We start from the raw sequence: 23307 nt of genomic DNA on the forward strand, positions 1-23307 counted from the left end.
GCCAAAATCAACTTCCACCCTCGGCCAGTGTTTGGGGGCCGCGGGCGGGCCCCCCCGGGGGCGCCCCCCCCCCCCCCCACACCCCCACCCTTCTTCCGTATGAGGACTGGAAATCCCTCGGCGGTCGGCAATCCCGAAAACTTCACCGGGCGTCGATATGAAAACCAACCCTCCGGGCATGAATGAAACAAGCCGGGACGGCCGTGAGAATGCAGGGAGTCATTCGCACCTCCACACGACCGCCCCGGCCCACCGCGTCCCCGGGCAGCGCGCACCGGGATTCCGCACAAGCCGACCCCGTGACGGCCGGAACGGGTGGTGGCCCCACCCGTTCCGGCCGTCACGCTACGGCGCGTCGCCGCGAAACGGTCACACCTACCAGCGATACCAGCGGCCCCGACCGCCGCCGGAACCGGCCGACCGGAACACGAAGCCCAGCAGCCAGACGACGAGGACGGCGATGGCGATCCACCACAGGATCTTCACCGCGAATCCGGCGCCGAAGAGGATCAGAGCGAGGAGCAGGACGACGAGCAGGGGAATCATGATGCCCACCTCCGTCCCTTTTGTGCCCCGTCAATACGCACGCATGCTCGAACCCGCTGCCCGGCTCGTCATGCGCCGGGGCCTCGGGTGGGCCTTGCGGCTGGTGCGCGCCGCGGTGGGCGGTGCGGTGATTGTTCGGCGTCTGCGCGGGCAGCGGGGTCTCGACAGTGTTGTCGGGGACGCACGCACATCGAAGCCGCACGGGGGCGGCTACCGCCGAAGGAGGGAAAACCGTGGCCGACGTCACCCGAGACGGTGCCGGAAAGCGCCTTCGGACCCGTTCGCGGGCGGACGTGTGGGGGCGCACCGCGCTGGTCACCGGCGGCTCGCGCGGACTGGGTCTGCTGATCGCGCGCGAGTTGGCCCGGCTGGGAGCGCGGGTGACGATCTGCGCCCGGGACGAGGAGGAGCTTGCTCGTGCCGCCACGTTGATCCGTCGCGACACCGGCCGCTCGGTGACCTGGCAACAATGCGATCTGAGCGACCCCCAAGCCGTCGACCACCTCGTCGCGGAGGTGACGAGACGGCACGGGCCGGTGGAGATCCTGGTCAACAACGCCGGAATCATCACCGTGGGGCCCCTGGCGTCGCTGGACGTGGACGCCTTCCGCCGGGCGATCGAGGTCATGTTCATGGCACCGGTACGGCTGACCCTGGCGGTACTGCCCGGGATGCGCGAGCGCGGCGACGGCAGGGTGATCAACGTGACCTCGATCGGCGGCCGGATCGCGGCGCCCCATCTGCTGCCCTACGACTGCGCGAAATTCGCCGCCACGGGATTCTCCGAGGGCCTGCGGGCCGAACTCGCCGGCTCCGGCGTGAGCGTGACCACCGCCGTTCCCGGGCTCATGCGCACCGGCTCGCATCGGGCCGCGCGTTTCACGGGACGGCGCGAGCGCGAGTACGCCTGGTTCGCCGCCGCCGCGTCTTTGCCCCTGATGTCGATGGACGCCGAGCGGGCGGCGCGGCTGATCGTCCGCGCCGGTATCCGCCGCAGGCCCGAACTCGTGCTGACGGCCCTGGCCAAGGTGGCCGTCCGCGCCCACGGACTCGCCCCCGCGACCACGACCCGCGCGCTCTCCCTCGCCGCGCGACTGCTGCCCTCGGCGGACGCCTCGGCATCGTCGCGCGAGACGTCGGGGGCGAGCGAGCAGGCGAAGGGAACCCCGTGGACCGACCGCATCGCGACGCTGGGCGAACGGGCGGCCCACCGCTGGAACGAACCCGGTACGTCCTGAACCACACCCGGCGCAACCGACCACCCGCAGCCCGGCTTCGACAGCCGCGAGGACAAGGAGTTCACCATCATGAAGGCATTGACCTGGCACGGCCGCCGCGACGTCCGCGTGGACACCGTGCCCGACCCGGTGATCAAGGACCCGGACGACGTGATCGTCAAAGTCACCTCCTCCGGGATCTGCGGCTCGGACCTGCACCTGTACGAGGTTTTGGGGCCGTTCCTGTCCGAGGGTGACATCCTCGGACACGAACCCATGGGCATCGTCGAGGAGATCGGGCCGGGCGTCACCGAACTGCGGCCGGGCGACCGTGTGGTGGTCCCGTTCAACGTCTCGTGCGGCGACTGCCACACCTGCGGTCAGGGCCTGCACTCGCAGTGCGAGACCACCCGGGTGCGCGAATACGGCATGGGTGGATCACTGTTCGGCTACACCAAGTTGTATGGGCAAGTGCCCGGCGGGCAGGCCGAGTTTCTTCGTGTTCCGTTCGGCAATCGACTCCCCGTGAAGGTTCCCGACGGGCCGCCCGACGACCGTTTCGTCTACCTCTCGGACGTGCTGCCCACCGCCTGGCAGGGCGTGGAGTACGCGGCCGTGCCACCCGGCGGCAGCGTGGCCGTCCTGGGCCTGGGGCCGATCGGCGACATGGCGTGCCGCATCGCGCTGCATCGCGGCGCGGGGACCGTCATCGGCATCGACCTGGTCCCCGAGCGACTGCGCCGCGCGCACGAGCGCGGTGTGACGGTGCTGGACTGGAACGCGCACGACGACATCGCCGAGGCCGTCCGCGAACTCACCGACGGGCGCGGCCCCGACGCGGTGATCGACGCGGTCGGGATGGAGGCGCACGGAGCCCCCGTGGCCAAATTCGCCCAGCAGGTGACGGGGTTGCTGCCGGACGCGGTCGCCTCGAAGCTGATGCGCACCACCGGCGTCGACCGGCTCAGCGCCCTGCACGCGGCCATCGACATCGTCCGCCGCGGCGGCACGATCTCGCTGTCGGGAGTCTACGGCGGCATGGCCGACCCGATGCCCCTGCTGACCATGTTCGACAAGCAGATCCAACTGCGCATGGGCCAGGCCAACGTGCACCGCTGGGTGCCCGACCTCCTCCCCCTGCTCACCGACGACGACCCGCTGGGCACCGACGACTTCGCCACCCACCGCATCCCGCTCGCCGACGCCCCCGGAGCCTACGAACGCTTCCAGAAGAAGCAGGACGGCACCGTGAAAGTCCTCCTACGACCGTGACCGGCCCTGCCCGCGCAGGTGCGTTGGAGGACGTTGTGCGCCCCTCCCGGGCCCTCAGACCGGTAGGACACGATATGAACTCCCGTGCCGGATAGGGCAATTGGGAAAATTGGCAAACCGGGCGCCGGGTCAGCCGGGAGCGCTGTGAAACCGGCGTCGCTCAGAGGGTCTCGAGGCCCAACCCGTGCAGAAACAGCATGCAGTCGCTTCTGTTCAGCCACGCCCTGTGGCGCAGATCGTCCAAGTGCACGTCCTGCGCGCGCAGGGTGTCCACCAGTGTTCGGGCCGCGGACTCGGCGGCCCGGGACTGGGGGTGCGGGAAGTCGAGTACGTGGAATTCGGCCTCGGGGCCGCGCCGCCAGCCCAAGTCCGCGAGTGTGGACGGGCTCAGCACCGCGGTGCTCGCTTCCAGGTGGAGCATGCGACCGTTGCAGATCAACTGCACCACGTTCGGGTTGTCCTCGTCCGTGCTCGGCCGCATCACGAGGACCAGTTCGTCGTCCAGTCGGCCCATGTCCCTCACCATCGCCGACAGCGTCTCCTCCAGCCACGGTCCGAACTCCTCCCAACTCTGGGCCAGGCGGCCGCCCGGCAGGAACACGTCCTTCATTCCCGCGCGGCCCAGCCCGAAGGCCTGCCACACCCCGAGCTCGGCGACCGCGTCGTCGCGTTCGCTCCATCTGGAGACCTGGTACTCGTGGTTCTCGACCACCGCCGCCGACAGCAGCGCCAACCGCACCTCGTCCCGCCCCCATTCGAGCTCCAGGAGGGTCTCCTCGCGGCGCCAGCGCAACACCGGGCCGGGCCCGCGTCGGATCGGCGCCGGCCCGATGCATGCTTCGATCGCCTTCCTGCCGGCCTCGAACACCGCTTCCAGAACGGTCTTGTCCTCGGTATGCGCCAACTGGCACTCCAGCAGGGTGAAACAGCCCTCGCGCGGCGAACCGTGGTCGTGTCCTCGGGACGCGAAGGCCCATCCGTCCGACAACGGCCCCTCGAACCTCAACCACGTGTCGTCTCCGGAACGCACCGTCCACCCCAGGCCGGCGGTCGCACGCTCGACCGCGCTCCGGTCCCACTCCCCCAGGTCCAGGCTCTGGAACCGGGGAACCAGGTGATTGATCTCGGCATCGGTCAGTCTGATGGTCATGGTCGACGAGGCTATCGACGGCCACCGACGCCCCGGAGCATCCGGTGGACGGTGGGGGCCGGAACGGGATGGGCCCACGGGCACGGCGGGTTCGCCATGGCGCCGGAGGCCGATCTCGGCCGGCCGCGAACGGGATCCACGCCTGCTGAGTTCTCTCCAGGCGGCGGTGTACGGCAGAGGCTTCAAACGGCCTCTGCATCCGACGTTGCCGCAACGAGCCGCGGCCCTGATGAGCTACATCACCCAGGCGGCGGTCTTCGAGAGCGCCAACGAACGCACGGCCCTGACGGCCGGAACCGTGTGGTGCACGATCAACGGCCACCGCATCGTGTGGACGGATTCGAAGGAAGCCGACGCCTTCATTCGGGCCGTGGGATACGCCCATCCGACCGTTTCGTGGATAGCCGACCGGATCGAAGCGCGCCTCCAGCCCATTCCGCGCTGGCCAGTAGTCGCCCCAGGGCCTTGATCGACAAGTTGCCCGCAGGGGGCGCGGCGCCGAACAGGCAGCCCGTGGTGGCTGCTTCATCACCGGAGCCATGTCGTCGTCACCGGCAACTCGCGTCTTCGGTGACGTGATCCGTGCGTCCTAAAATGGCGGTCCCGGGCACCGCTCCCAACTGCTCGACGCCGTCACCCGGGACGCCGAACCGCCCGACCTCCACACCGACCACGCCTGGCGAACAGTAGTCACCGCGCCCGACGCGACGCCCGGCACGCAGGCACCGATTGCGCGCCGTGGTTCGGTCCTACGGACGCAGCGGGGCGGCCAAGGTCTCGGCCGCATACACGTTTTCCGAACGATGGCGGCCCGGGCCGGGGTCACTGCGAAGACCCGGTCCGCTCGAGGTCCACTGACGCCGATTCACCCGATTTTCGGGTAGTTCGGTGCTTTTTATGGAGAAGTCTGTGTCGTGCCCCCTTTCGCATGGCCACCTGCCCCAACCTGGAGCGCGGGGGTGGTTCCGGGACGAGGGAGACAGGTGCGCGAGGAAGACATCACGATCGTCGACGCCAAGACCGTGGACACCGCGGTCAAGGCGACCATGCTCGGCAATGCCATGGAGTGGTACGACTTCGGCATTTACGCCTACATGGCGGTCACGATCGGGAAGGTGTTCTTTCCCTCGGGGAACGACGCCGCTCAGACGTTGTCCTCGTTCGCGACCTTCGCCGCGGCCTTCCTGGTCCGGCCGTTCGGCGGCTTCTTCTTCGGGCCGCTCGGCGATCGGATCGGGCGCAAGAAGGTGCTCGCGATCACGATGCTGATGATGGCCGGCGGCACGTTGTGCATCGGGCTGATCCCCGGCTACGGCACGATCGGCTTCGTCGCGCCGATCCTGCTGGTCCTGTTCCGGATGCTCCAGGGATTCTCGGCCGGCGGCGAGTACGGCGGCGCGAGTACGTTCATCGCCGAGTACGCGCCGGACAAGCGGCGCGGGTTCTACGGCAGCTTCCTGGAGTTCGGCACGCTGATCGGCTACATCCTGGCGGCGAGCCTGGTCACCCTGCTGACGGCGGTGCTCAGCGACCACGAGATGCGTACGTGGGGGTGGCGCATCCCGTTCCTGGTGGCGGGCCCGATCGGGGTGATCGGGCTGTATCTGCGGCTGCGGCTGGAGGAGTCGCCGGCGTTCGCGAAGGTGATGGAGCGGTCGGCGGCGACCGAGGCCGAAGCGCAGGAGGCCGAGCACGGGAACGAGACGGTGCGCGAGTTCAAGCGGATCTTCCTCGGCCAACGGCGCGCGATGGTCATCTGCATCGCGCTGGTCGCGGCGTACAACGTCAACGACTACATGCTGCTGTCGTACATGCCGACCTATCTCTCCGACACCCTCGGCTACAGCGAAACGCACGGCCTGCTGCAGATCGTCGTGGTGATGATCGTGCTGCTCGCGGTGATCCACCCGCTGGGCGCGCTGACCGACCGGATCGGCCGCAAGCCGGTGATCATCACCGGGTGCGTGGGCTTCATGGTGCTGCCGATCCCGTGCTTCGTGCTGATCAAGCAGGGCGACCTGGTGCCGATCTTCATCGGCCTGTTGATCCTGGGCCTGGTCCTGGTCTGCTTCCTGGCCACCATGTCCGCCGCGTTGCCCGCCCTGTTCCCGACCGAGATCCGCTCCGGGGCGCTGTCCGTCTCGTTCAACATCTCGGTCTCGCTGTTCGGTGGCACCACTCCGTTCGTGGCCGAGGCGCTGGTCAACGGGACGGGCAACGACTACATGCCGGCCTTCTACATGATGCTCGCGGCGGCTGTCGGCCTGGCCGCGGCGCTCACGATGACCGAGACGGCCCGCAAGCCGCTGATGGGTTCGCCGCCGGCGGTGGAGACGGTCGAGGAGGCTCGGGAACTGGTCGCCGCGCAGCAGTGATCACGGCCGGCGGTGCCATGCGGTGTGCACGACCTCGCCAGACCGTTTCCGGTGCGTCGGTTCGCGGTGTGTCGGTTCGCGGTGTGTCGGATCCTGCTCAGGCGGGCGTTGCTCCGTCGGGTGTCGCGGTCGGCGCCCCGTCGTCCTCGCGTCGGCCGATCAGGACGGCGAAGGCGTCGAGGACACGTTGCAGGCCGAAGGAGTAGGCGTGGGCCGGGTCGTGGGCGCTTCCGTGTGCGGCGCCCGCGGCCGCGCCGACGCGGACGGCCGTGGGATAGGTCTTCTCGTCGAGCACCCGGGCCAGCAGCGGGGCGTTCAGCTCCCACCACTGTTGGTCGTTCATGGCGCTGTCGTTTCGGGCGGCGCGGGCGGCGGCGTCCGCTCGGGCGCACGCCTGCACGAAGGTCAGCAGGTGGGTCAGGCAGTCGTCCATCTCGACGTCGTCCAGGCCGAGGCCGTCGAGTCCGGATAGTTCGTGCTCGTACTTCGCCATTTGCCCCGGCCCCAGGGGAGGTCGGATCGTGGAGACGGTCACGGCCCACGGGTGGCGGTCGAACAGGGCGATGTTCTCGTCCGCGATGGCGGCGACGCGCCGGCGCCAGGGTTGTCCGGTGGTGTCGGAGCGGGGCATGCGGGTGTAGGCGGCGTCGAGCATGAGGTCGAGGAGCTCGGCCTTGCCGGGGACGTAGGTGTACAGGGTCATCGGCACCACGCCGAGGTCCTTGGCCACTCGGCGCATGGTCAGCGCCTCCAGACCCTCGGCATCGGCGATGGCCGTGGCCGCCTCGACCACCGCGTCGACGCTCAGTCCCCGTCGTGGTCCTCGGCGACGGTCGGAGGAGGCGTCGCGCCACAGCAGGCGCAGGGTGTGGGCGGGGTCGCCCGAGCCGGTTCGTTCCGTCGACATGATCGTCCTCTCGCTTTTCAACTCTGTACATTGTACATTGTACGTCGTACAGAGAAGTTGCTCGTCGTGTTCTCGGAGGCATCTTTCATGAAGGTCACGTCCAGTGCCGTATCGCTCAACGTGGACGACGTCCCGGCGTCCGCCGGCTTCCTCGTCGAGCACTTCGGATTCCGCGAGGAGATGGCCGCCGACGGCTTCGCGTCCCTGACCCGCGACGACGCCGGGATGAACGTCATCTTCCTGCGCCGGGGGCTGGAAAGCCTCCCGGCCGACCAGCGCGACGTGCACGCCGCGGGATTGATCCTCGCCTTCGTCGTCGAGGACCTCGAAGGCGAACTGGCGCGCCTGCAAGCCGAAGGCGTCACGATCACGATGCCCCTGACCGACGAGGAGTGGGGCGAGCGCGCCTTCCAGGTCCGCGACCCCAACGGAGTCATCGTGCAGCTGGTCGACTGGAACGCCCCCACCACCGCCTGAGCCGAGCGACGGCCGCGCCCCGAAAGCACCGCGGGGGCGCGGTCGGCCCGGGCTCGTGCCGGGTGTCGTGAATCGCGGGTGTAGGCGGACAGAGGCGACAACGTGCACGGCGCGCCGCCCACGCACCGAACCACCCGCCGACCCCCGCGCGGCGCGAGGAGGGCCACAAGGGCTGGTATGGCCTGCACGCGAACATGGGGTCGACCCGGTGGCGGGCCTCCCCGAGAGCTCCGCGGCGAGGCGTGACGCGCATGAGTTCGCGCAGGCGCGTGGAAGCCGAACGGCTCGATGGAGCACGGAATTCTTCGACGCCGGGCAGTGACTCGACCTCGGCGTGAGTCCGGTCCGGGTGAGGCGGACAGCCGTGCTGGGCCGCCCTCGGCTCGGGAACGCCGCTCTCTCGCACGGCGGTTCGCGTCAGCGGAGGTCGAGGGGGATCGCCTTGTCCACCTCGGGCTTCAGGCACGCGTTTGCGCTGCACGCGCCGTAGGTGACGACCACCTCGGCACGGTGGCCGCCCGTTCGGCGCACCGGCAGGGTGAACGTGACCGGACCGTCCGGATAGACCGGAAGTTCGGTGGCGAGACCCGTCAGCCTCAGGAGCCGCGTCGAACTCCCGGTCGCGGGCGTGCCGTCGGCCGCGAGGTCGCCGCGGACTCCGATGCGGGTGGGGATGCCCAGACCGTCGACTCCTCCCTCCGGGAGATCGATGCCGTAGATGTGGAAGCCCGGTTGGGGGGTGAACGTCACCTCGAGTTCGCGTCGGCCGTCGTGTGGCAACCGAAGCGCGGCGGTGACGGTGACCCCGCTCGCGGTGACACTTGCCGTGGGCGAGGCAGGCGTGGAGGCGGTTTCCCGCGTCGATCCGCATCCGCCCAACGCCACGACCGTCGCCGCCACCCACGCCCACGAGCATGACCACGCCGGGGCGGACCGCCGCCGGCGCGGGTGGGTTCTCATTTCCGCCCCGCGTCGCCCGGCGCCCAGCGGGTCAGGAATTCGGCGACCTGTCCCGGGTCGAGATCGCGGGCGTTGGCCAACGCCCCGTCGTTGGTGGCGGTGCGTACGCTGCCGTCGGGCGCGAGTACGGCCAACGCGGGGATTCCGCTTGTCGTGAGATCGATATAGCGGGCGGCGACATCGAGATTGTGGTCGAACTCGCCGACGTCGACGCGGACGACGACGTAGTTCCTCGCCAGGAGCGGTGCCACCTGTGGGGATCGAAACAGGTGATGCAGGACCCGACAGTCCGGACACCAGTTGGCACCGAAGTCGATCAGCACAGCGCGATCACTCTGTGCGGCGGTCGCGAGGGCGGTACGGATGTCGGCATCCGCGTCGCGCGTGGAGTCGAAGCGGTCCGAGACCGCCGAGGTCTCGGGAGAGGGACCGTTGCCGGCCTCGCCGATGGGGCCTTTGGATGCCGTCGGAGCCGACGTGGACGGGGGTGCCGTTCGGGGAATGGGGGCTCTGGCTTCGTCCTCGGCCCATGGGACGCCGGCGGAGTCGTTCGCGCCGCACCCCGCAGTCGCGAACACCGCCGCCAGGACGGCTGTCAGGCATGGACGTACGCCGCGCACGTATCCCCCTCACTGAGAATGGTCGCCGGAAACTACCAGTAGCACGAGTGGAGTTCGCGCCTGGGGCCGGTGGTGGTCGGGGGTGGGAATGCCGAACGTCGGGCTCTGGTGGCCTTTCTCCCTTTCCAAAGCGTACGCCGGTGATGTAACCGTCTCGATCCGCCTGGAACTTGACACCGTGTTCGGTGGCGATGGTGTCCGGATCCGGGCCGGAGGAGGGCTGTTCGGTCGACGCCGGGGTCCAGGGGTAACCGCCGAACCACCGGCGGGGGCGTCCTCGTCGGCTCTCGGACGCGGCCGACCACCGCGTCGTGGAAGTCTCGCAGCGTGTCCTCGCGGTCGCTGTCCGATCGTTCGGCCATCAGCTCTTTCCTTTGCGCTTCGCCCGCCTCAGGGCCTGGGGCTTGTGGACGGCCGTGCCACCGGACTTCTCGCTTTCGACCTCGTACTGCGGCTGCTGCGGCGAGGCGTCGACCGTTCGCCCGGCCGCGCGTGTCCGTCGGGTGAGCTTGCGTTTGACGATGCCGATGGCGGTACTTCCGTGACTGCGCCAACTCACCCGATCACCCTTCGCGATTTTCGCGTGGCGTGCCATGGCGTCCTTCTTTCTCGTGGCTCCCTCTCCTCTACCCATTCAGGAAGTTTTATGGATCTATCATCATGCGTCTCCATATCGGCGTGGTGACATGGGCGACGCCCACCGGTCGATCGCCACGGGGTGTCCGCGACCACTCGGCGCGGGGTGACGCGTCCCGCGTCGGTGGCGTGCGCGTGATCCGGATAGCCGGTCGTGGGGCGGGCCATTAGCGTGATCCGCCGACCGTGATCATGCGGTGGCCGATGTGTCGCCGACCCAGCGTGTCCGCGCCATGTGCGGGCAGGAACGGGGATTGATGAGATCCGTTAAGTCAGAACGCGGTTTCCGGTGGCAGTCCGAGAAGCTGCGACGGCTGGTAGGTGTGGCGGTCGCGTCCGGGGTGCTTCTGACCGGCGGCGCGGTGGCGGTGGCTCCCGGGGCGTCGGCCGCATCGCACCCGTCGTGCGATACCGACTTCCGGGACCAGACGGCGAAGATTTCCGGCAGCAATGTTCGCCTGCGTGCCAAGCCGAACACCAACGCCACGGTGCTTCGACTGCTGCAGAAGGGCGCCACCGTCACGGTGTACTGCCAGAAGAACGCCGGCGAGGCGAACTGGTGGTACTACGTGAAGCACAACGCCAGTGGGGTCAAGGGCTGGGTGTGGTGGGCCTACGCATAGGTCCAAAAGCACGATCCGCGTGACCGTCCTCTGACGGATACACCGGGCGAATCGCGAGGACCCGCGGGCAACACCCGCGGGTCCTTCGCGTGTCGTCATGTACAAGTGGTCGTCGGTCGTGGCGATTCGGGGCGTCGGTCGTAGGCGTCGGTCGTAGGCGTTGGTCGTAGGCGTTGGTCGGGCGGAGGCTCGAAGGGGACATCGGCCGCCACTGCCGGCGGATGACGGATCATGGACGCATGTATTCCGTCCCCGATACCGTCGCCTATCTCGTCGGCCGCTGGTCCATCGACCGCACCGTGATCGACGAACGATCCGGCACCCGGGGCTCCTTCATCGGCACCGCGGAGTTTCGGCGCGTCGGCGACGAGTTGCTCGAAGAGGAGTCCGGCGAGTTCGAGTGGGGTGGCGTGACCAACCCGGCGAGCCGCAGGCACCGGCTCGTGCCGCGCGCCGACGGCACCGCCGACGTACTCTTCGCCGACGGCAGCCCGTTCCACGACCTCGACCTGCGAACCGGCCGCTGGAGTACCCGCCACCCCTGCGCGGCGGACCTCTACGACGGGGAGTTCACCGTCGTGTCCCAGGACGAATGGCACCTGCGGTGGCGGGTCTCGGGCCCGGCGAAGACACAATCGCTGACCTCCGTCTACCGACGGACCCCCTCGGCCGGCCGGCCGCCGATCCCGGCCCCCTGACGAGCCGTGGTCGCTCATCGAGCCGCGGACGCTTCACCGGCGTCGGAATATCCATCGCGGTGGCGGTCGCGGGTCTGACCGCACCGGCGGCTGTCGGCACCGCGCAGGCCACACCCGGGGCACCGGGTGTATCGCAGGCACCCGCGGCGATCTTCGCCGAGGGCTTCGAGAACGGCCAGGGTGCGACGCCGGCCCTGCTCACGAACTACACCGGCGGTCCGCCGGTGGGCGAGACGTACACCGCCGATCCGGCCTGGTTGACCGCGTGCAACGGCTGGATCACGTCGCCGGCCGCGTCGAAACATAGGGGCGACGTACCCGGACGCGGCGGCCGTGAACGGCCGCCGCGTCCGCGTATGTCGACGTGGGCGGGACGCGCCGGCGTTCGTCCGGGTTTTGCTCGCGCCCGCTTGGGCGGCGCGTGCGGGGGCGCGCGCCCGTGTGGTGATCCGTGTGCGCTTCGTGCGCCCTACCGGAGTCGTCGAGTCGTCGTGATGATGAGCGAACCACAGGTGGCCCAGGCGACTCCGCATCGGCTCATGACGAGCATGCGGGGCGGAAGGAGTCCGCGTTGTTGCTTCTCATCTCTCCCGACAGTGTCGAGGAAGCCCTGGATTGCGCGAAGGCGGCTGCACATCTCGACATCGTCGACGTCAAGAAGCCCGACGAGGGATCGCTCGGCGCGAACTACCCCTGGGTGATTCGGGAGATCCGCGAAGTGGTCCCGGCGGACAAGCCGGTTTCCGCCACGGTGGGAGACGTCCCGTACAAACCGGGGACCGTGGCCCAGGCCGCGTTGGGCGCGGTCGTCTCGGGGGCCGGCTACATCAAGGTCGGTCTGTATGGATGTACGACGCCCGAACAGGCCGTCGAGGTCATGCGCGGGGTCGTTCGGGCGGTGAAGGACTACCGCCCGGATGCGTTGGTCGTCGCCTCCGGCTATGCCGACGCCCATCGAATCGGGTGCGTGAATCCGCTCGCGCTCCCCGATATCGCGCATCGCTCCGGCTGCGACGCGGCCATGCTCGACACCGCGATCAAGGACGGGACACGGCTGTTCGACCACGTTCCACCCGACGCCTGTGCGGAGTTCGTCCGGTTGGCCCACCAGGCCGATCTGCTCGCCGCCCTCGCGGGCAGCATCAAGGTCCGCGACCTCCGCGAACTCACCGCCATGCATACGGACATCGTGGGCGTGCGCGGGGCGGTCTGTGCGGGCGGTGACCGCGACAGGGGGCGGATCGAGGTGCGATTGGTGGCCGACTTCCGCGCGGAGATGGATCGGCATGCCCGGGCGCACACCACCGGTACGGGCTGAGCGCCGTCGTGACGATCGAGGTGTCGCGCGAGGTGTCCGAGTCCGGCGACAGACGCTTCCCCGTCGTGGACCCGGCGACGGGTGAACCCTTCGACGAGGCGCGGGATCGGCGGCCGCGGGAGTTGGACGCCGTCGTCGTACGGGCCCACCATGCCTGGCGCACCTGGCGAGCCGATTCGGCGGCGCGGAGCGCCGCGCTGCTCGCGGCGGCGGACGCGGTGGCGGCGGCCGCGGGCGACCTCGCGCCGCTGCTGACCCAGGAACAGGGCAAGCCGCTGGCCGAGTCGCACGCGGAGGTCGCGCGCACGGCGGCGCGGTTGCGGTATTTCGCCGCGCTGGATCCGGGCGTGCACCCGATCGTCGACAGCCGACCGGTGCGCAGCGAAGTCCGCTGGCGTTCGCTCGGTCCCGTGGCCGCGATCGTCCCGTGGAACTTTCCCCTCCAACTCGCCTCGGCGAAGTTCGCGCCCGCGCTCGCGGCGGGCAACACCGTGGTGCTCAAGCCCTCCCCGTTCACTCCCCTGGCGACGCAGCTGCTGGGGTCGGTCGTCTCGTCCGTCCTGCCCGAGCACGTCCTGACGGTGGTCACGGGCCGAGAGCCGCTCGGCGCGCGCCTCGCGTCCCATGCGGGGATCCGACACGTGACGTTCACTGGTTCGGTTCCCACCGGACGGGCCGTCGCACGCGGCGCGGGCGCTTCGTTGGCGCGCGTGACCCTGGAGTTGGGCGGCAACGACGCCGCCGTGCTGCTCGACGACGTGGATGTGGACGGCATCGCGGATCGGGTGTTCCAGGCCGCGTTTCGCAACTGCGGGCAGGTCTGCATGGCGATCAAACGGGTGTACGCCCCGGCCCGACTGTACGCGCGGGTGGTCGAGGCCCTCGCGGAGCGCGCGAGGGCGGTGGAGGTCGGCGCCGGGCTCGATCCCGGTTCCCAGATGGGGCCGGTCAACAACCTTCCCCAACTGGCACGGGTCGAGCGGTACACCGCGCGGGCGCTGGCCGATGGCGCGCGAGCGGCGGCGGGCGGTCGGCGGCTCGACCGGCCGGGCTACTTCTTCGCACCGACGATCCTGGCCGATGTCCCGCCCGACAGCCCGGTGGTGACGGAAGAACAGTTCGGCCCGGTCCTGCCGGTGTTGGCGTACGACAACCTCGACGAAGCCGTGGCGGCGGCCAACGGCACCGGCTTCGGGCTCGGCGGCTCGGTGTGGGGAACCGATCTCGACCGGGCGGAGGCGGTCGCGGAGCGGCTGGAGTGCGGGACGGCGTGGATCAATCACCACGCCGAGCTGTCCCTCGCGCAACCCTTCGCGGGGGTGAAAGACAGCGGCGTCGGCGTCGCGGGCGGTCCCTGGGGGCTGTACGGCAACCTCAGACCGTTCGTGGTGCACCGCCCCGGGTCGGGCGCGGAGCCGGCGACCGAGCAGCCACGGGACCGGGAGCCGGACAGGCGCCGACCGGACGCGGATCCGCCGTCGAGGGAGCGGCCGTGAGATTCGACGCCGCGGTACTGCGCTCCTACGACGGCCGGTTCGTCGTCGAGACGGTGAATGTGGACGGCGGTCCGGGGCCCGGTGAGGTGCTGGTCGAAATCGCGGGCTGCGGAATGTGCCGGACCGATCTCGCGGTGCGGCACTCCGCCGGCCGTTCACCGCTCCCGGCCGTGCTCGGCCACGAAGGGGCGGGAGTCGTGCTGGAGACGGGCGGCCCGGACACCGGATCGCAGGTCGGCGACCATGTCGTGCTGAGCTTCGACTCCTGCGGGCAATGCCGGAGTTGCCTGGGCGCGTCCCCGGCCTACTGCGACTGCTTCGCCTCACTCAACCTCTACGGCGGCCGATCACACAACGCGGCCCGCTTCACCGACGCGGCCGGAGAGCCGTTGGCGCCGCGATGGTTCGGCCAGTCCGCGTTCGCCGCCTACGCGATGGTCCCGGCCCGAAACGCGGTCGGAGTCGACCCGGCCCTGCCCATCGAACTGCTCGGACCGCTCGGCTGCGGATTCCTCACCGGCGCCGGCGCGGTGCTGAACTCGTTCGGGATCGGCCCCGGCGACACCCTCGCGGTCTTCGGCGCGGGAGCGGTGGGCCTGGCCGCGACCATGGCGGCCGGCGCCGCCGGAGCGTTGGTCGTGGCGGTCGATCGTCGTCGCGAACGGCTGGAACTGGCCGAGCGGTTCGGCGCGATCCCGTTGCCCGCCGCGACAACCGGACTGGCCGATCGCATCCGACGACTGACCGACGGCGGCGCCCGCTACGCACTGGACACCACGGGCTCCGAGCGTTTGATCAACGACGCGTTGGAGGCACTGCGCCCCACCGGCCGGCTCGGCTTGGTGGCCCGCCTGCACACCGCGTTGTCGCTCGCGCCGGGATCACTCGACCGTGGCCGAGGGATCGTCCACATCTGCGAGGGCGACGCGGTCCCCGCACTGCTGATCCCTCGCCTGACGGCGCTGTGGCGGGCCGGACTGTTCCCCTTCGACCAGCTGATCCGCACCTACCCGCTCGCCGACATCAACGACGCCGAACGCGACTGCGACGCGGGCCTGGTGGTGAAACCCGTCCTGATCCCGTAGGGCGCGGGCGAGCAGGGATCGGCCCACGGTCGAGCGACGACGAACGAACCACTCATCGTGCGGGCTTGCTCGCGAACACCCAGCGATTGCCCGCCAGCGCGTCGTTGTGTTCGGGCAACGGACCGCGCCCGTGCCGACGGGTGAAGTCGAACGGGGTGTGGATCGAGGTGGACCAGCCCTTGCCGGCCAACTCGCCCGCGGAATCGGGTCGCGCGCCGTGGGCGAACAGCGCGAGCAGGTCGATGCCGATCTGCTGCTTCGTCGAGGTGTAGATCGGACTGTCCCGGTACTCCCACAGGTCCTTCTCCAGCTTGACCTCGAACGCGAGTGCACTGCCTCCGGTGCTCAACCGGTCCACCGTGTCGATGAGATACGTCTCGGCGAGGCGGGGCAGGTAGAACAACAGCCCCTCGGCCAGCCAGACGCTGGGAGCGCCCGGCCGGAACCCGGCATCGGTCAACGCACCGACCCAGTCACCGCGCAGATCGATCGGGATCGGTACACGGGCCGACTTCGGCACGGCGGACAAACCGTCGAGCACGTCGTGCTTGAACGCCAGTACGCCCTCCCGGTCGACCTCGAAGACCACACAGTCGGACGGCCATTCGAGGCGAAACGCACGAGCATCCAACCCCGCCCCGAGCAGCACCACCTGGCGCGCTCCGGCACGCACCGACCGAAGGAGGAAGTCGTCCAGGACCCGCGTCCGCAGACCGAAGTAGCGTGCGAAACGCCCCCACAGGGGGTTCTCGTCCCCATCCGGGACCTGCTCCATGCGCACCGGCCATCCGGCGGACGCCGGGGCGGCCCGCACGAAGTGCTCCGCGTAGACGTCCCGCGCCAGGCTGTCGCGGCGTCGGGTCTCGATCGCCCGCGCCGCGGCGACCATCAGGGCGGTCAGCCCGACGCCTCCTCCCACACCCTCCGCGTGGAGGTCCCGACGCACAACGCCGACCATGAGTCCCCCTGAGATGAGCCGTGACCGCGAATGACGAGGACGACGGCCCCGAGCCACCGATGCCGAACCGGAACCGGAACCGGGAATGGGCAACCGGATCCGAGCCGCGCCGAACCGCATCCGAGCACGAAGGCGGACGTCGTCTTCCCATCCACCATCGCGCCGCGCTCCCGCAGCCGCGCCGGAATCGCCCCGATTCCCCCGTTGGAGTGAATCCTTGCTGACGGACGGTCCGGGTCGGGTTGGCTGTCGTGGAGTGTGAGCAGGGCGGCGAGTGCGGAGACGCTCGGCGCATCGGACGGGCGCATGTCGTCGATCGGTTCGTCGGAGATGGCGTGGGCGGCCTCCCTGGCAGGGGCCCCGCCGGCCCGTCCGCACCCGGTCCACCTGTGACGAAGCCCGACCGTGGCCGGCCGCGCGCCGCTTCCGTGGAGCACATCGCGCGCCGGCAGGGTTCCGCCTCGTGTCCTGTTGCCGGCGCACGGCGTCGAACGTGGTGTGAAGGATCCGGTCGTGTGGTTTGGGTCGGTGCGCGTGCCGGTACGGACGCTGTACGCACTGTCACGAACACGGGAGAGACCTGCCGATGGGCACTTCGGAACGCTACATGCGCGCGTGGGAGGGGTTCTGGGCCGAGAACACGGGCGAGCCGGGTGCGGCGTTCTGGGACGCGGACGCGGCGCTGACGGCGGCTCCGCACACCGAGTTGCTCGCGGCCCACGTCGATCCGACGCTGCCGATCGTCGACCTCGGCTGCGGCAACGGCACCCAAACCCGGTACCTGGCCGGGCGATTCCCTCGCGCGGTGGGCGTGGACCTGTCCCCCTCGGCCGTGGCACACGCCCGGCGCGCGGACCGCGACGCGGTGGCCCGGTTCGAACAACTGGATCTCACCGACCTGGCAGCGGTACGGGCGCTCGGCGACCGGCTCGGCGAGGCGAACGTCTACCTGCGGGCCGTGCTCCACCAGAGCGATCCGGCCGATCGGGCACCCGTCGCGACCGCCGTCGCCCTGCTGCTCGGCAGGCGCGGACGGGGCTTCGTGATCGAACCGACCGCCGCCGCCAAGGAGGTGCTCCGGCAGGTCGCCGAACGGCCCGGCGGGACACCGGAGAAGCTGCGCCAGGTCCGCAAGCACGACCTGCGCCCGGCCGAGGTCGCGCCGGGTGAATTGCCCGACCTGCTGCGCGGCGCCGGACTGGAGATCCTCGACCAGGGCCGGACCGACCTCGTGATGAGCGAGCGCCATCCGGACCTCAGCCCCGTCACGCTTCCCGCCGACTGGTTCGTGGTCGCCGCGACCGAGGACGGCCGACCGGTCGGCTGAACGAGAGCCGGCGGCCTCCGCGCCGGTCGGAGGCGCGTACCGGATTCCGGGTCGCCTTCGGGGTCAACGCCGCCGCGCTGGTGGTCGTCGCCGCCGGCTACCCGCCGTTTCGGGGCACATCGAAGACGTGGTCGAGGTTCACGTCATCATCCTGCCCCGGTTCGAGCCGGATCTCGCGCCCCTGCCAGCGCCGACGCAGCCAACGGTCGTGGCAGGCCACCACGATCGCCCCCGGCCCACTGCCCAGGGCGGCCTCCAGTTCGTCGCACAGACGGGGGGAGAGATGGTTGGTGGGCTCGTCGAGCAACAACAGTTGGGGCGGGCGGGCCACCAGGAGGGCGAGGGCGAGCCGGCGCCGTTGCCCCACCGACAACTCGCCGACCGGTTTGCCCAGGTCCGAGGCGTCCATCAAACCGAGTGTGCCCAGCGGCACCCGCTCGGCCCGCGCCGCGCCCAGCGACAGCTCGTAAGTGTCGCGGACGGTGCGTTCGGGTCGTTCGAAATCGGTGTCCTGGGTGAGCAAGCCCACCGTCAACCCGGGACGCTCGCGCACCTCGCCCACGGCCGTGAGGCGTCCGGCGAGCACGGCGAGCAGCGTGGACTTGCCGACCCCGTTGCCGCCGGTGATCAGCAGTCGGTCGGTCGCCGACACCTCCAGGTCGATCGGGGCGAGCCGGCCAGGCACCCCCGCCCGACGCAGGGACACCAGGGGCTGCGGGCTCTGCGTCGCCAGCGCCGCGAGGTCGGCGGCGAAGCGCAGGGGGCGCGGTGGCTCGGCGACCCGGTCGCGCTCCAGTTCCGCCAGCCGCCGGGTGGCGTTGCGCACCCGCCGGGAGATTTGGTTCTGCACCCGACCCGCGCGGCGACCGTAGCCCATTTTCTCGTTGTCGGTGGGCCCGCGGTCCGGTGCCACGCGGTGCGCGGTCACGCCCGCCGACCGGCGCAGGTCCGCCAACTCCTCCTGCTCCTCGGCGTAACGCCGCTCCCAGCGCGCCCGTTGGGCGTGCTTCTCCGCCAGATAGGCGCGGTAGTTGCCTCCGTAGCGGATGGGGCCGTCCAACGCGGGATCGAGGTCGATCAGGTCGGTACAGACGGCGTCCAGGAACGCCCGGTCGTGGGTGGCGATCACCACGGTGCCGGACAGGCCGCGGACCTGCCCCTCGAGGAAGGCCGCGGCATCGTCGTCGAGATGGTTGGTCGGCTCGTCCAACAGCAGTGCGGACGGCCGCCGTACGAGCAGCGCGGCCAGAGCCAATCGGGCGCGCTGGCCGCCGGAGAGCGAGCCGAGCCTGCGGTCGGGTGTGAGGGCGCCCAGGCCCAGGCCCGCCAACATCAGTGCGGCGCGGCGGTCGGCGTCCCAGGACCCCCGATCGTGAGCCTGCTCCAGCCGCTTCCCGTAGGCGTCCAGGAGAGTGTCCCTGCCGGCATCGTCCTCCGCGACGCGGGCCAACTCCTCGCCCAGTCGGTCCAGTTCGGTGAGGTCCTCGCGGGCTTCGCGCAGCGCCTCGTCCAGCACCGCGGCCGGGGTGGAGTCTGCGTCGAAGGGCATCTCCTGCGGGAGGTAGCCGAGATCGCCGGGGCGGGTGACGGTCCCCGAGTCGGCTTCGTCCACACCTGCGAGCACCCGCAGCAGGGTGGACTTGCCGACGCCGTTCTCCCCGATCAGGCCGATGCGCCGGCCCGGGGAGGCGGTGAGGGAGACGCCGTCCAGGACACGTCGGCCGCCCAGGGAGAGGACGAGGTCGTGGGCGAGCAGAGCGGGCTGAGGCATGGTCGTCCGTCCGATGTCTTCGGTGGTCGACCCGCCGGGCATGGCGCCTCCGGCGCGCGAGCGACCTCGGAGACGGGAGTGCGGAGCCTGAACTCCGCCCGGCAGGTGCGGGAAACGGGGTACGACGAAAGCGGCCACGTCGGCGGCGCCTTCGGGGCGCCGGCCGGAGGCCGTCACATCCGGATCTCAGCCGGAGATGTCGTCTTCGCCCGCCACGTCTGCAACTCCTCGATGCCTCGAATGCCGATCGCCGGCAGCCTAGCAGCCCACGCCCCCGCTCGATCCGAACCGGACGCGAACACGGCTTGCCGGGGTACTACCGGTGTACCGCGCCCGGTTGTAGCGGTGGACGCGGGGCGCGGACGGTGTGGTGGATCCGCCAGCGGCACCACATGCCCGGAGGCATCCACACGGCCGACTCGTCGATCCACCGGCCGCCGACGGCGGCTTCGACGATGTCTTCAATCGGACTGTCCTGCACAGGCTCTGACATCACGTCAGTCATCCCTCGGCGTCACTTTCATGATCAGGTTCCACCGTTGGTTTTTACGGTCCTCGCTCGGATGCGCGATGCCCTACGCATTCAGGCCGTCATCGCGTGCCGGTCCGTTCCCGACAAGGGCCACGTCGGACCGGACGGGTCCTCGAACCAGACGTGTTGGCCGCCGTCCGGTTCGACGCGCAGGCCGAAGCGTTCCGGCCCGGGACGGCCCAGGGCGGTCCATCGGTCGTGGGTGTCTTCGATGTCGGCCCACACATCGCGTTCGCCGTGCACGGTGACCGGGAACGGGCCCTGGTCCTCGCCTCGGGTATGGTCCACGTCGGCCCAATTCGCGCCGGTGGCGTCGATCACCCGCAGTGTGCAGCACCACTCACCCGGCTGGGGACCGTCGGCGCGGGCGGTCAGGAAGCGGTGGCCGGGCAGGGTGGCGCCGACGACGAACGCGGCCTCGGGCTCTTCCGGTTGCACCGCCCACGGCGCCAGGTCCGACACACGCTCGCGGGTGGGGGCGCCGTGGTCCACAGGCGGCGGATCGTCGTCGTACCCGGCCGCCGCGGCGCGCAGCGGCATGAACGAGCCCAGGGCGGCGAACGGGCCCGTCGCTCCCCCGTCGTCGTCGCGGGTCAGCCGAGCGATGCCGTAGGACACCCACGGCGAGATCCACGGGAGCAGGAGCGTCCCACCGGGCCGGGTCTGCTCGACCCACGCCGCGGGGACGGTGTTCACGGAGCAAGTTGCGACCACGGCGGCGTACGGTGCTCGGGCGGGGTGGGCGAGAGTGCCGTCGCCGGTGACGATGTGCGGGTGGATCCCGGCGCGTTCGCACGCGGCGCGAGCCGCTCGGGCCAGGTCCGGGTCGATCTCGACACTGACCACCTCGTGACCTGTGGCTGCCTGCAGGAGGCAGGCGTTCCAGCCGGTGCCGGTGCCGATCTCCAGGAACGGGCCGGTGGTGGGGTCGAGCAGGTCGAGCATCGCCGCGACGACCGAGGGCTGCGAGGCGGACGAGGTCGGCCAGTCCTCACGACCCGGCGCGCGGTCCATCGCGGTGATCACCGGGATGTCGTCGTACGCCGTCTCCCACCACGCCTTCTCGTCGGTCGAACGGTCGACGGGGCCGGTGTCGGTCCATACGCGGTCCGGCAGGAACAGGTCCCGGCGCACCGTGGCGATCGCCTCGCGCCACCGCGGGTCCAGGTCGGGAACCGATGCGGCCACGGTGTCCGCGAGCCGGGAGGAGCGCTCGAGCGGGTCGTGCACGCTCACTTGCCGTCCTTGGGGTCGTCCTTCTTGTGCCGCCCCGGCACGGGCGCCGGCTTCGAACCGTCGGGACTCGGCTTCTGCTGACCGAAATCCTTGTCCCCCTCGTGCTCACCCACCGTGCGACCTCCCCCACGCTCGACACACCGTCACGGATCGAGCATCCTCGCCCACAGCACGTGATCGCAAGCTCTTGGGGCATGGCTGCCACCCACGACGTCGTGGGAACACCGCGCGGCCGGCGGCGCGTCTCCCCGCACCGGCTCGGCACACCGAACCGAACCCCGGGCGGACACGGCGCCGAAGCTCCCGTGCGGCCGCGCGTCGACCGGATCTCGGCGATCAGGTGCCGCGCGTCCTGCACAGGGATCGCGCGGCGTCACGGTCGGGGTGTCGACGTCCAAGATGACGCCGGGTCGCAGGTAGTGCGTGGGGAAGTCCCCATCGCGTCGCGGCGGTGCCGGCTGGGATGTTGATCTCACGGACGTGTGGTGCGAGGGAGGGAGCGTCGTGGCAGGACTCGGGTGGGGTGTCGTACCGTGCGCGCTGGCGGGTGTGCTGCTGTTGGCGGGGTGTGCCGGAGACGACGACGAGCGCGGGAAGGGCGACTCGCCGGTCGCGAACCAGCGTGGCGACGACACTCCGGCCCAGGTGTTCAACTTCCCCGACGGCTTCGGGAACCTCGCCACCAAGTGCGTCGGCCACGGATTCCGCGCCTACGTCACCACGAACGCGAGCGGCCCCTCCAATGTGCAGGTCGTCCCGGACGCGGCGTGCGCGGGGTGAACGCGACGCGACCGACGAAGGCGCCGCGACGATCGCACACGATGCGATGGGCGCCGATCCTGTCGACGAGGACGCGGTCGCAGGCTTGGGCGGTCGGGCTCCGGCGACCGGCTGAACTCCCCTCTAGAGACGGGAAGTTCGGCTGTCGAGAGCCGTGGACGGGTGCGACGGCCCGGCGGACGCCCGCCGGCCCGGCATGCTCGCCGAACGAGGGCAACGAAACCGTCGCACGCGTACGCGCCGGAGACGGAACCGGGAACTGCTCCGGCGCCTGGTGATCGCGGAGTTCAACTGCCGGGAGGCCGAACTGGTCACCTACGGACTCCTGGCCGCGCGCCACCACGACGACGCGCCCCTGTACCTCTTCGCCCGCGTCGTGCAGACCCTGGCGCAGGCACGCGGCCGGAGCACGAGGACCCCGGGGACATCCTCCAAGTCGCCCGCCAACTCGACTCGATCGTCGCCGATTACCGGGGTTTCGTGCACGGCAGGTGACCCCGGACGACACCGCCCGGGTCACGATCGCGGAGGTATCCCCGCGCTCGCGGGGCCGACGGGATGACCCGGGGCTCCACCGGTCGGTAACAGCCTTTTCGTGCGGTTGCGTCCTGCCACCCGTGTGGGGTCCACGGCGAGGTGAACCTCGGGCCTCACCACGGTGGTTCACCCGGCCTTGAGTCCGCCCATGATCAGGCCGGTCAGCGCGTCCACCACGTCTTCCACCGAGGCCCGTCCGTGGTTCAGTTCGGTGGCGAGCGCCCCGGCCGCACCCAATACGCCGGCACAGCACAGTCGGAGGGCGTCGGGCTCGAGGTGTGTGTACGGCCGCAGCGCGGCGGCCATCAGGTCCGTGTAGTTGTCGGTCATCTCCTGTCCGCCCGTCTCCATGTCCGGATTGCCCTTCAGTGCCGCCGAAACGGCGTTGAGTTCCGGCATGTCGGTGGCGCAGGCGAAGTACGCGGCGCCGATGACGCGGGCGACCTCCTCGGCGACGGGCACTGCGTCCCGCAGTGCCCGGGTGACCGAGGCCCGGTGGCGTTCGTCGAGGCGCCGGTAGAGCGCGAGCAGCAGGCCGGGGCGGGTGCCGAAGTGGTCGTACACGATCGGCCTGCTGACGCCCGCGGCCTCGGCGAGGGTGACCAGCGTGAGCCCGTCGGCGCCCCGGGAGCGCACGATCGCCGCGGCGGTGTCGAGCAACTGTTCCCGCCTGGCCTGCTTGGACAGGCGGGTCGGTGTGGTCGCCATGGTCCTCCTTGCTGTCTCCTCTCAGGCTATGCTACAAAACGTAGGTTACAAAATGTAGGTTAGCCGCTGCGAAGGAGA

Annotated in this window: 22 protein-coding genes; 12 read left to right on the forward strand and 10 right to left on the reverse strand. The window is 70.4% G+C overall.

Annotation, left to right across the window (positions count from 1 at the left end):
- Window positions 1-375 precede the first annotated feature (375 nt).
- On the reverse strand, window positions 376-546 hold the full coding sequence (locus ACH4XV_RS29830) for a hydrophobic protein (RefSeq protein WP_395795124.1): 171 nt from the start codon (window positions 544-546) through the stop codon (window positions 376-378).
- Between the two features lie 233 nt (window positions 547-779).
- Here ACH4XV_RS29830 and ACH4XV_RS29835 point away from each other — a divergent pair, with 233 nt between their 5' ends.
- Window positions 780-1784 (forward strand): SDR family NAD(P)-dependent oxidoreductase, encoded by a 1005-nt coding sequence (locus tag ACH4XV_RS29835; RefSeq protein WP_395795126.1) that lies wholly within the window; start codon window positions 780-782, stop codon window positions 1782-1784.
- Window positions 1785-1853: 69 nt separating this feature from the next.
- Window positions 1854-3035: a zinc-dependent alcohol dehydrogenase gene (locus ACH4XV_RS29840; protein WP_395795128.1), complete on the forward strand. Its 1182-nt coding sequence runs from the start codon at window positions 1854-1856 to the stop codon at window positions 3033-3035.
- Window positions 3036-3195: 160 nt separating this feature from the next.
- Here the strand turns inward: ACH4XV_RS29840 and ACH4XV_RS29845 are convergent, their stop codons facing one another.
- The gene (locus tag ACH4XV_RS29845) at window positions 3196-4185 is read right to left on the reverse strand and encodes a TY-Chap domain-containing protein (RefSeq protein WP_395795130.1); all 990 of its coding nucleotides are present in this window, start codon (window positions 4183-4185) and stop codon (window positions 3196-3198) included.
- 229 nt (window positions 4186-4414) lie between these two features.
- Here ACH4XV_RS29845 and ACH4XV_RS29850 point away from each other — a divergent pair, with 229 nt between their 5' ends.
- The gene (locus tag ACH4XV_RS29850) at window positions 4415-4654 is read left to right on the forward strand and encodes a hypothetical protein (protein ID WP_395795132.1); all 240 of its coding nucleotides are present in this window, start codon (window positions 4415-4417) and stop codon (window positions 4652-4654) included.
- 445 nt (window positions 4655-5099) lie between these two features.
- Window positions 5100-6560: a glycine betaine/L-proline transporter ProP gene (gene proP, locus ACH4XV_RS29855; RefSeq protein ID WP_395795134.1), complete on the forward strand. Its 1461-nt coding sequence runs from the start codon at window positions 5100-5102 to the stop codon at window positions 6558-6560.
- 97 nt (window positions 6561-6657) lie between these two features.
- On the opposite strand, the gene ACH4XV_RS29860 is transcribed toward proP, so the two are convergent.
- On the reverse strand, window positions 6658-7467 hold the full coding sequence (locus tag ACH4XV_RS29860) for a TetR/AcrR family transcriptional regulator (RefSeq protein ID WP_395795136.1): 810 nt from the start codon (window positions 7465-7467) through the stop codon (window positions 6658-6660).
- Between the two features lie 87 nt (window positions 7468-7554).
- On the opposite strand from ACH4XV_RS29860, the gene ACH4XV_RS29865 reads away from it, so the two are divergent.
- Window positions 7555-7944, forward strand: coding sequence for a VOC family protein (locus ACH4XV_RS29865; protein ID WP_395795138.1), 390 nt, complete (start codon window positions 7555-7557; stop codon window positions 7942-7944).
- Between the two features lie 417 nt (window positions 7945-8361).
- Here ACH4XV_RS29865 and ACH4XV_RS29870 read toward each other — a convergent pair whose 3' ends face one another.
- From ACH4XV_RS29870 to ACH4XV_RS29880, 3 genes are all read right to left on the reverse strand, one after another.
- A complete protein-coding gene (locus tag ACH4XV_RS29870) occupies window positions 8362-8694 on the reverse strand; it encodes a hypothetical protein (RefSeq protein ID WP_395795140.1) in 333 nt (110 codons plus the stop codon).
- 206 nt (window positions 8695-8900) lie between these two features.
- Window positions 8901-9524, reverse strand: a complete 624-nt coding sequence (locus tag ACH4XV_RS29875) for a thioredoxin family protein (protein WP_395795142.1) — start codon at window positions 9522-9524, stop codon at window positions 8901-8903.
- Window positions 9525-9885: 361 nt separating this feature from the next.
- Window positions 9886-10119: a DUF2945 domain-containing protein gene (locus tag ACH4XV_RS29880; RefSeq protein WP_395795144.1), complete on the reverse strand. Its 234-nt coding sequence runs from the start codon at window positions 10117-10119 to the stop codon at window positions 9886-9888.
- A 238-nt stretch (window positions 10120-10357) separates the two neighbouring features.
- Here ACH4XV_RS29880 and ACH4XV_RS29885 point away from each other — a divergent pair, with 238 nt between their 5' ends.
- From ACH4XV_RS29885 to ACH4XV_RS29905, 5 genes are all read left to right on the forward strand, one after another.
- A complete protein-coding gene (locus ACH4XV_RS29885; RefSeq protein ID WP_395795146.1) occupies window positions 10358-10783 on the forward strand; it encodes an SH3 domain-containing protein in 426 nt (141 codons plus the stop codon).
- Between the two features lie 239 nt (window positions 10784-11022).
- Window positions 11023-11481 carry a DUF6314 family protein gene (locus ACH4XV_RS29890; RefSeq protein WP_395795148.1) on the forward strand — a complete coding sequence of 153 codons (459 nt, stop codon included), beginning with the start codon at window positions 11023-11025 and terminating at the stop codon, window positions 11479-11481.
- 571 nt (window positions 11482-12052) lie between these two features.
- On the forward strand, window positions 12053-12799 hold the full coding sequence (locus ACH4XV_RS29895) for a (5-formylfuran-3-yl)methyl phosphate synthase (protein WP_395795150.1): 747 nt from the start codon (window positions 12053-12055) through the stop codon (window positions 12797-12799).
- Between the two features lie 8 nt (window positions 12800-12807).
- Window positions 12808-14295 (forward strand): aldehyde dehydrogenase family protein, encoded by a 1488-nt coding sequence (locus tag ACH4XV_RS29900; RefSeq protein WP_395795152.1) that lies wholly within the window; start codon window positions 12808-12810, stop codon window positions 14293-14295.
- Entirely contained in the window at window positions 14292-15380 is a 1089-nt protein-coding gene (locus ACH4XV_RS29905; protein ID WP_395795154.1) for an NAD(P)-dependent alcohol dehydrogenase, read from the forward strand. The genes ACH4XV_RS29900 and ACH4XV_RS29905 overlap by 4 nt, the downstream gene beginning before the upstream one ends.
- Window positions 15381-15432: 52 nt before the next feature.
- Here ACH4XV_RS29905 and ACH4XV_RS29910 read toward each other — a convergent pair whose 3' ends face one another.
- Window positions 15433-16338, reverse strand: coding sequence for a class I SAM-dependent methyltransferase (locus ACH4XV_RS29910; RefSeq protein WP_395795156.1), 906 nt, complete (start codon window positions 16336-16338; stop codon window positions 15433-15435).
- Between the two features lie 586 nt (window positions 16339-16924).
- On the opposite strand from ACH4XV_RS29910, the gene ACH4XV_RS29915 reads away from it, so the two are divergent.
- Window positions 16925-17665, forward strand: a complete 741-nt coding sequence (locus ACH4XV_RS29915; RefSeq protein WP_395795158.1) for a methyltransferase domain-containing protein — start codon at window positions 16925-16927, stop codon at window positions 17663-17665.
- Window positions 17666-17762: 97 nt separating this feature from the next.
- Here the strand turns inward: ACH4XV_RS29915 and ACH4XV_RS29920 are convergent, their stop codons facing one another.
- Together ACH4XV_RS29920 and ACH4XV_RS29925 are read right to left on the reverse strand one after the other, a co-directional pair.
- A complete protein-coding gene (locus tag ACH4XV_RS29920; RefSeq protein WP_395795160.1) occupies window positions 17763-19436 on the reverse strand; it encodes an ABC-F family ATP-binding cassette domain-containing protein in 1674 nt (557 codons plus the stop codon).
- Window positions 19437-20019: 583 nt separating this feature from the next.
- Window positions 20020-21204, reverse strand: a complete 1185-nt coding sequence (locus tag ACH4XV_RS29925; protein ID WP_395795162.1) for a methyltransferase domain-containing protein — start codon at window positions 21202-21204, stop codon at window positions 20020-20022.
- A gap of 504 nt (window positions 21205-21708) precedes the next feature.
- On the opposite strand from ACH4XV_RS29925, the gene ACH4XV_RS29930 reads away from it, so the two are divergent.
- Window positions 21709-21984, forward strand: coding sequence for a hypothetical protein (locus ACH4XV_RS29930; protein ID WP_218043240.1), 276 nt, complete (start codon window positions 21709-21711; stop codon window positions 21982-21984).
- Window positions 21985-22647: 663 nt separating this feature from the next.
- Here ACH4XV_RS29930 and ACH4XV_RS29935 read toward each other — a convergent pair.
- Entirely contained in the window at window positions 22648-23229 is a 582-nt protein-coding gene (locus ACH4XV_RS29935; RefSeq protein WP_395795164.1) for a TetR/AcrR family transcriptional regulator, read from the reverse strand.
- Window positions 23230-23307: the final 78 nt, after the last annotated feature.

Origin of the sequence: Embleya sp. NPDC020630 (genome assembly GCF_044334985.1) — a bacterium.
Classification (GTDB): domain Bacteria; phylum Actinomycetota; class Actinomycetes; order Streptomycetales; family Streptomycetaceae; genus Embleya.

Bases quoted from the DNA above. Each gene is read 5' to 3' on its own strand.
- ACH4XV_RS29880 (WP_395795144.1), bottom strand. From the start codon at position 10,119: ATGGCACGCCACGCGAAAATCGCGAAGGGTGATCGGGTGAGTTGGCGC.
- ACH4XV_RS29830 (WP_395795124.1), bottom strand. From the start codon at position 546: ATGATTCCCCTGCTCGTCGTCCTGCTCCTCGCTCTGATCCTCTTCGGC.
- ACH4XV_RS29850 (WP_395795132.1), top strand. From the start codon at position 4,415: ATGAGCTACATCACCCAGGCGGCGGTCTTCGAGAGCGCCAACGAACGC.
- ACH4XV_RS29920 (WP_395795160.1), bottom strand. From the start codon at position 19,436: ATGCCTCAGCCCGCTCTGCTCGCCCACGACCTCGTCCTCTCCCTGGGC.
- ACH4XV_RS29910 (WP_395795156.1), bottom strand. From the start codon at position 16,338: ATGGTCGGCGTTGTGCGTCGGGACCTCCACGCGGAGGGTGTGGGAGGA.
- ACH4XV_RS29860 (WP_395795136.1), bottom strand. From the start codon at position 7,467: ATGTCGACGGAACGAACCGGCTCGGGCGACCCCGCCCACACCCTGCGC.
- ACH4XV_RS29935 (WP_395795164.1), bottom strand. From the start codon at position 23,229: ATGGCGACCACACCGACCCGCCTGTCCAAGCAGGCCAGGCGGGAACAG.
- ACH4XV_RS29865 (WP_395795138.1), top strand. From the start codon at position 7,555: ATGAAGGTCACGTCCAGTGCCGTATCGCTCAACGTGGACGACGTCCCG.
- ACH4XV_RS29890 (WP_395795148.1), top strand. From the start codon at position 11,023: ATGTATTCCGTCCCCGATACCGTCGCCTATCTCGTCGGCCGCTGGTCC.
- ACH4XV_RS29845 (WP_395795130.1), bottom strand. From the start codon at position 4,185: ATGACCATCAGACTGACCGATGCCGAGATCAATCACCTGGTTCCCCGG.
- ACH4XV_RS29840 (WP_395795128.1), top strand. From the start codon at position 1,854: ATGAAGGCATTGACCTGGCACGGCCGCCGCGACGTCCGCGTGGACACC.
- ACH4XV_RS29915 (WP_395795158.1), top strand. From the start codon at position 16,925: ATGGGCACTTCGGAACGCTACATGCGCGCGTGGGAGGGGTTCTGGGCC.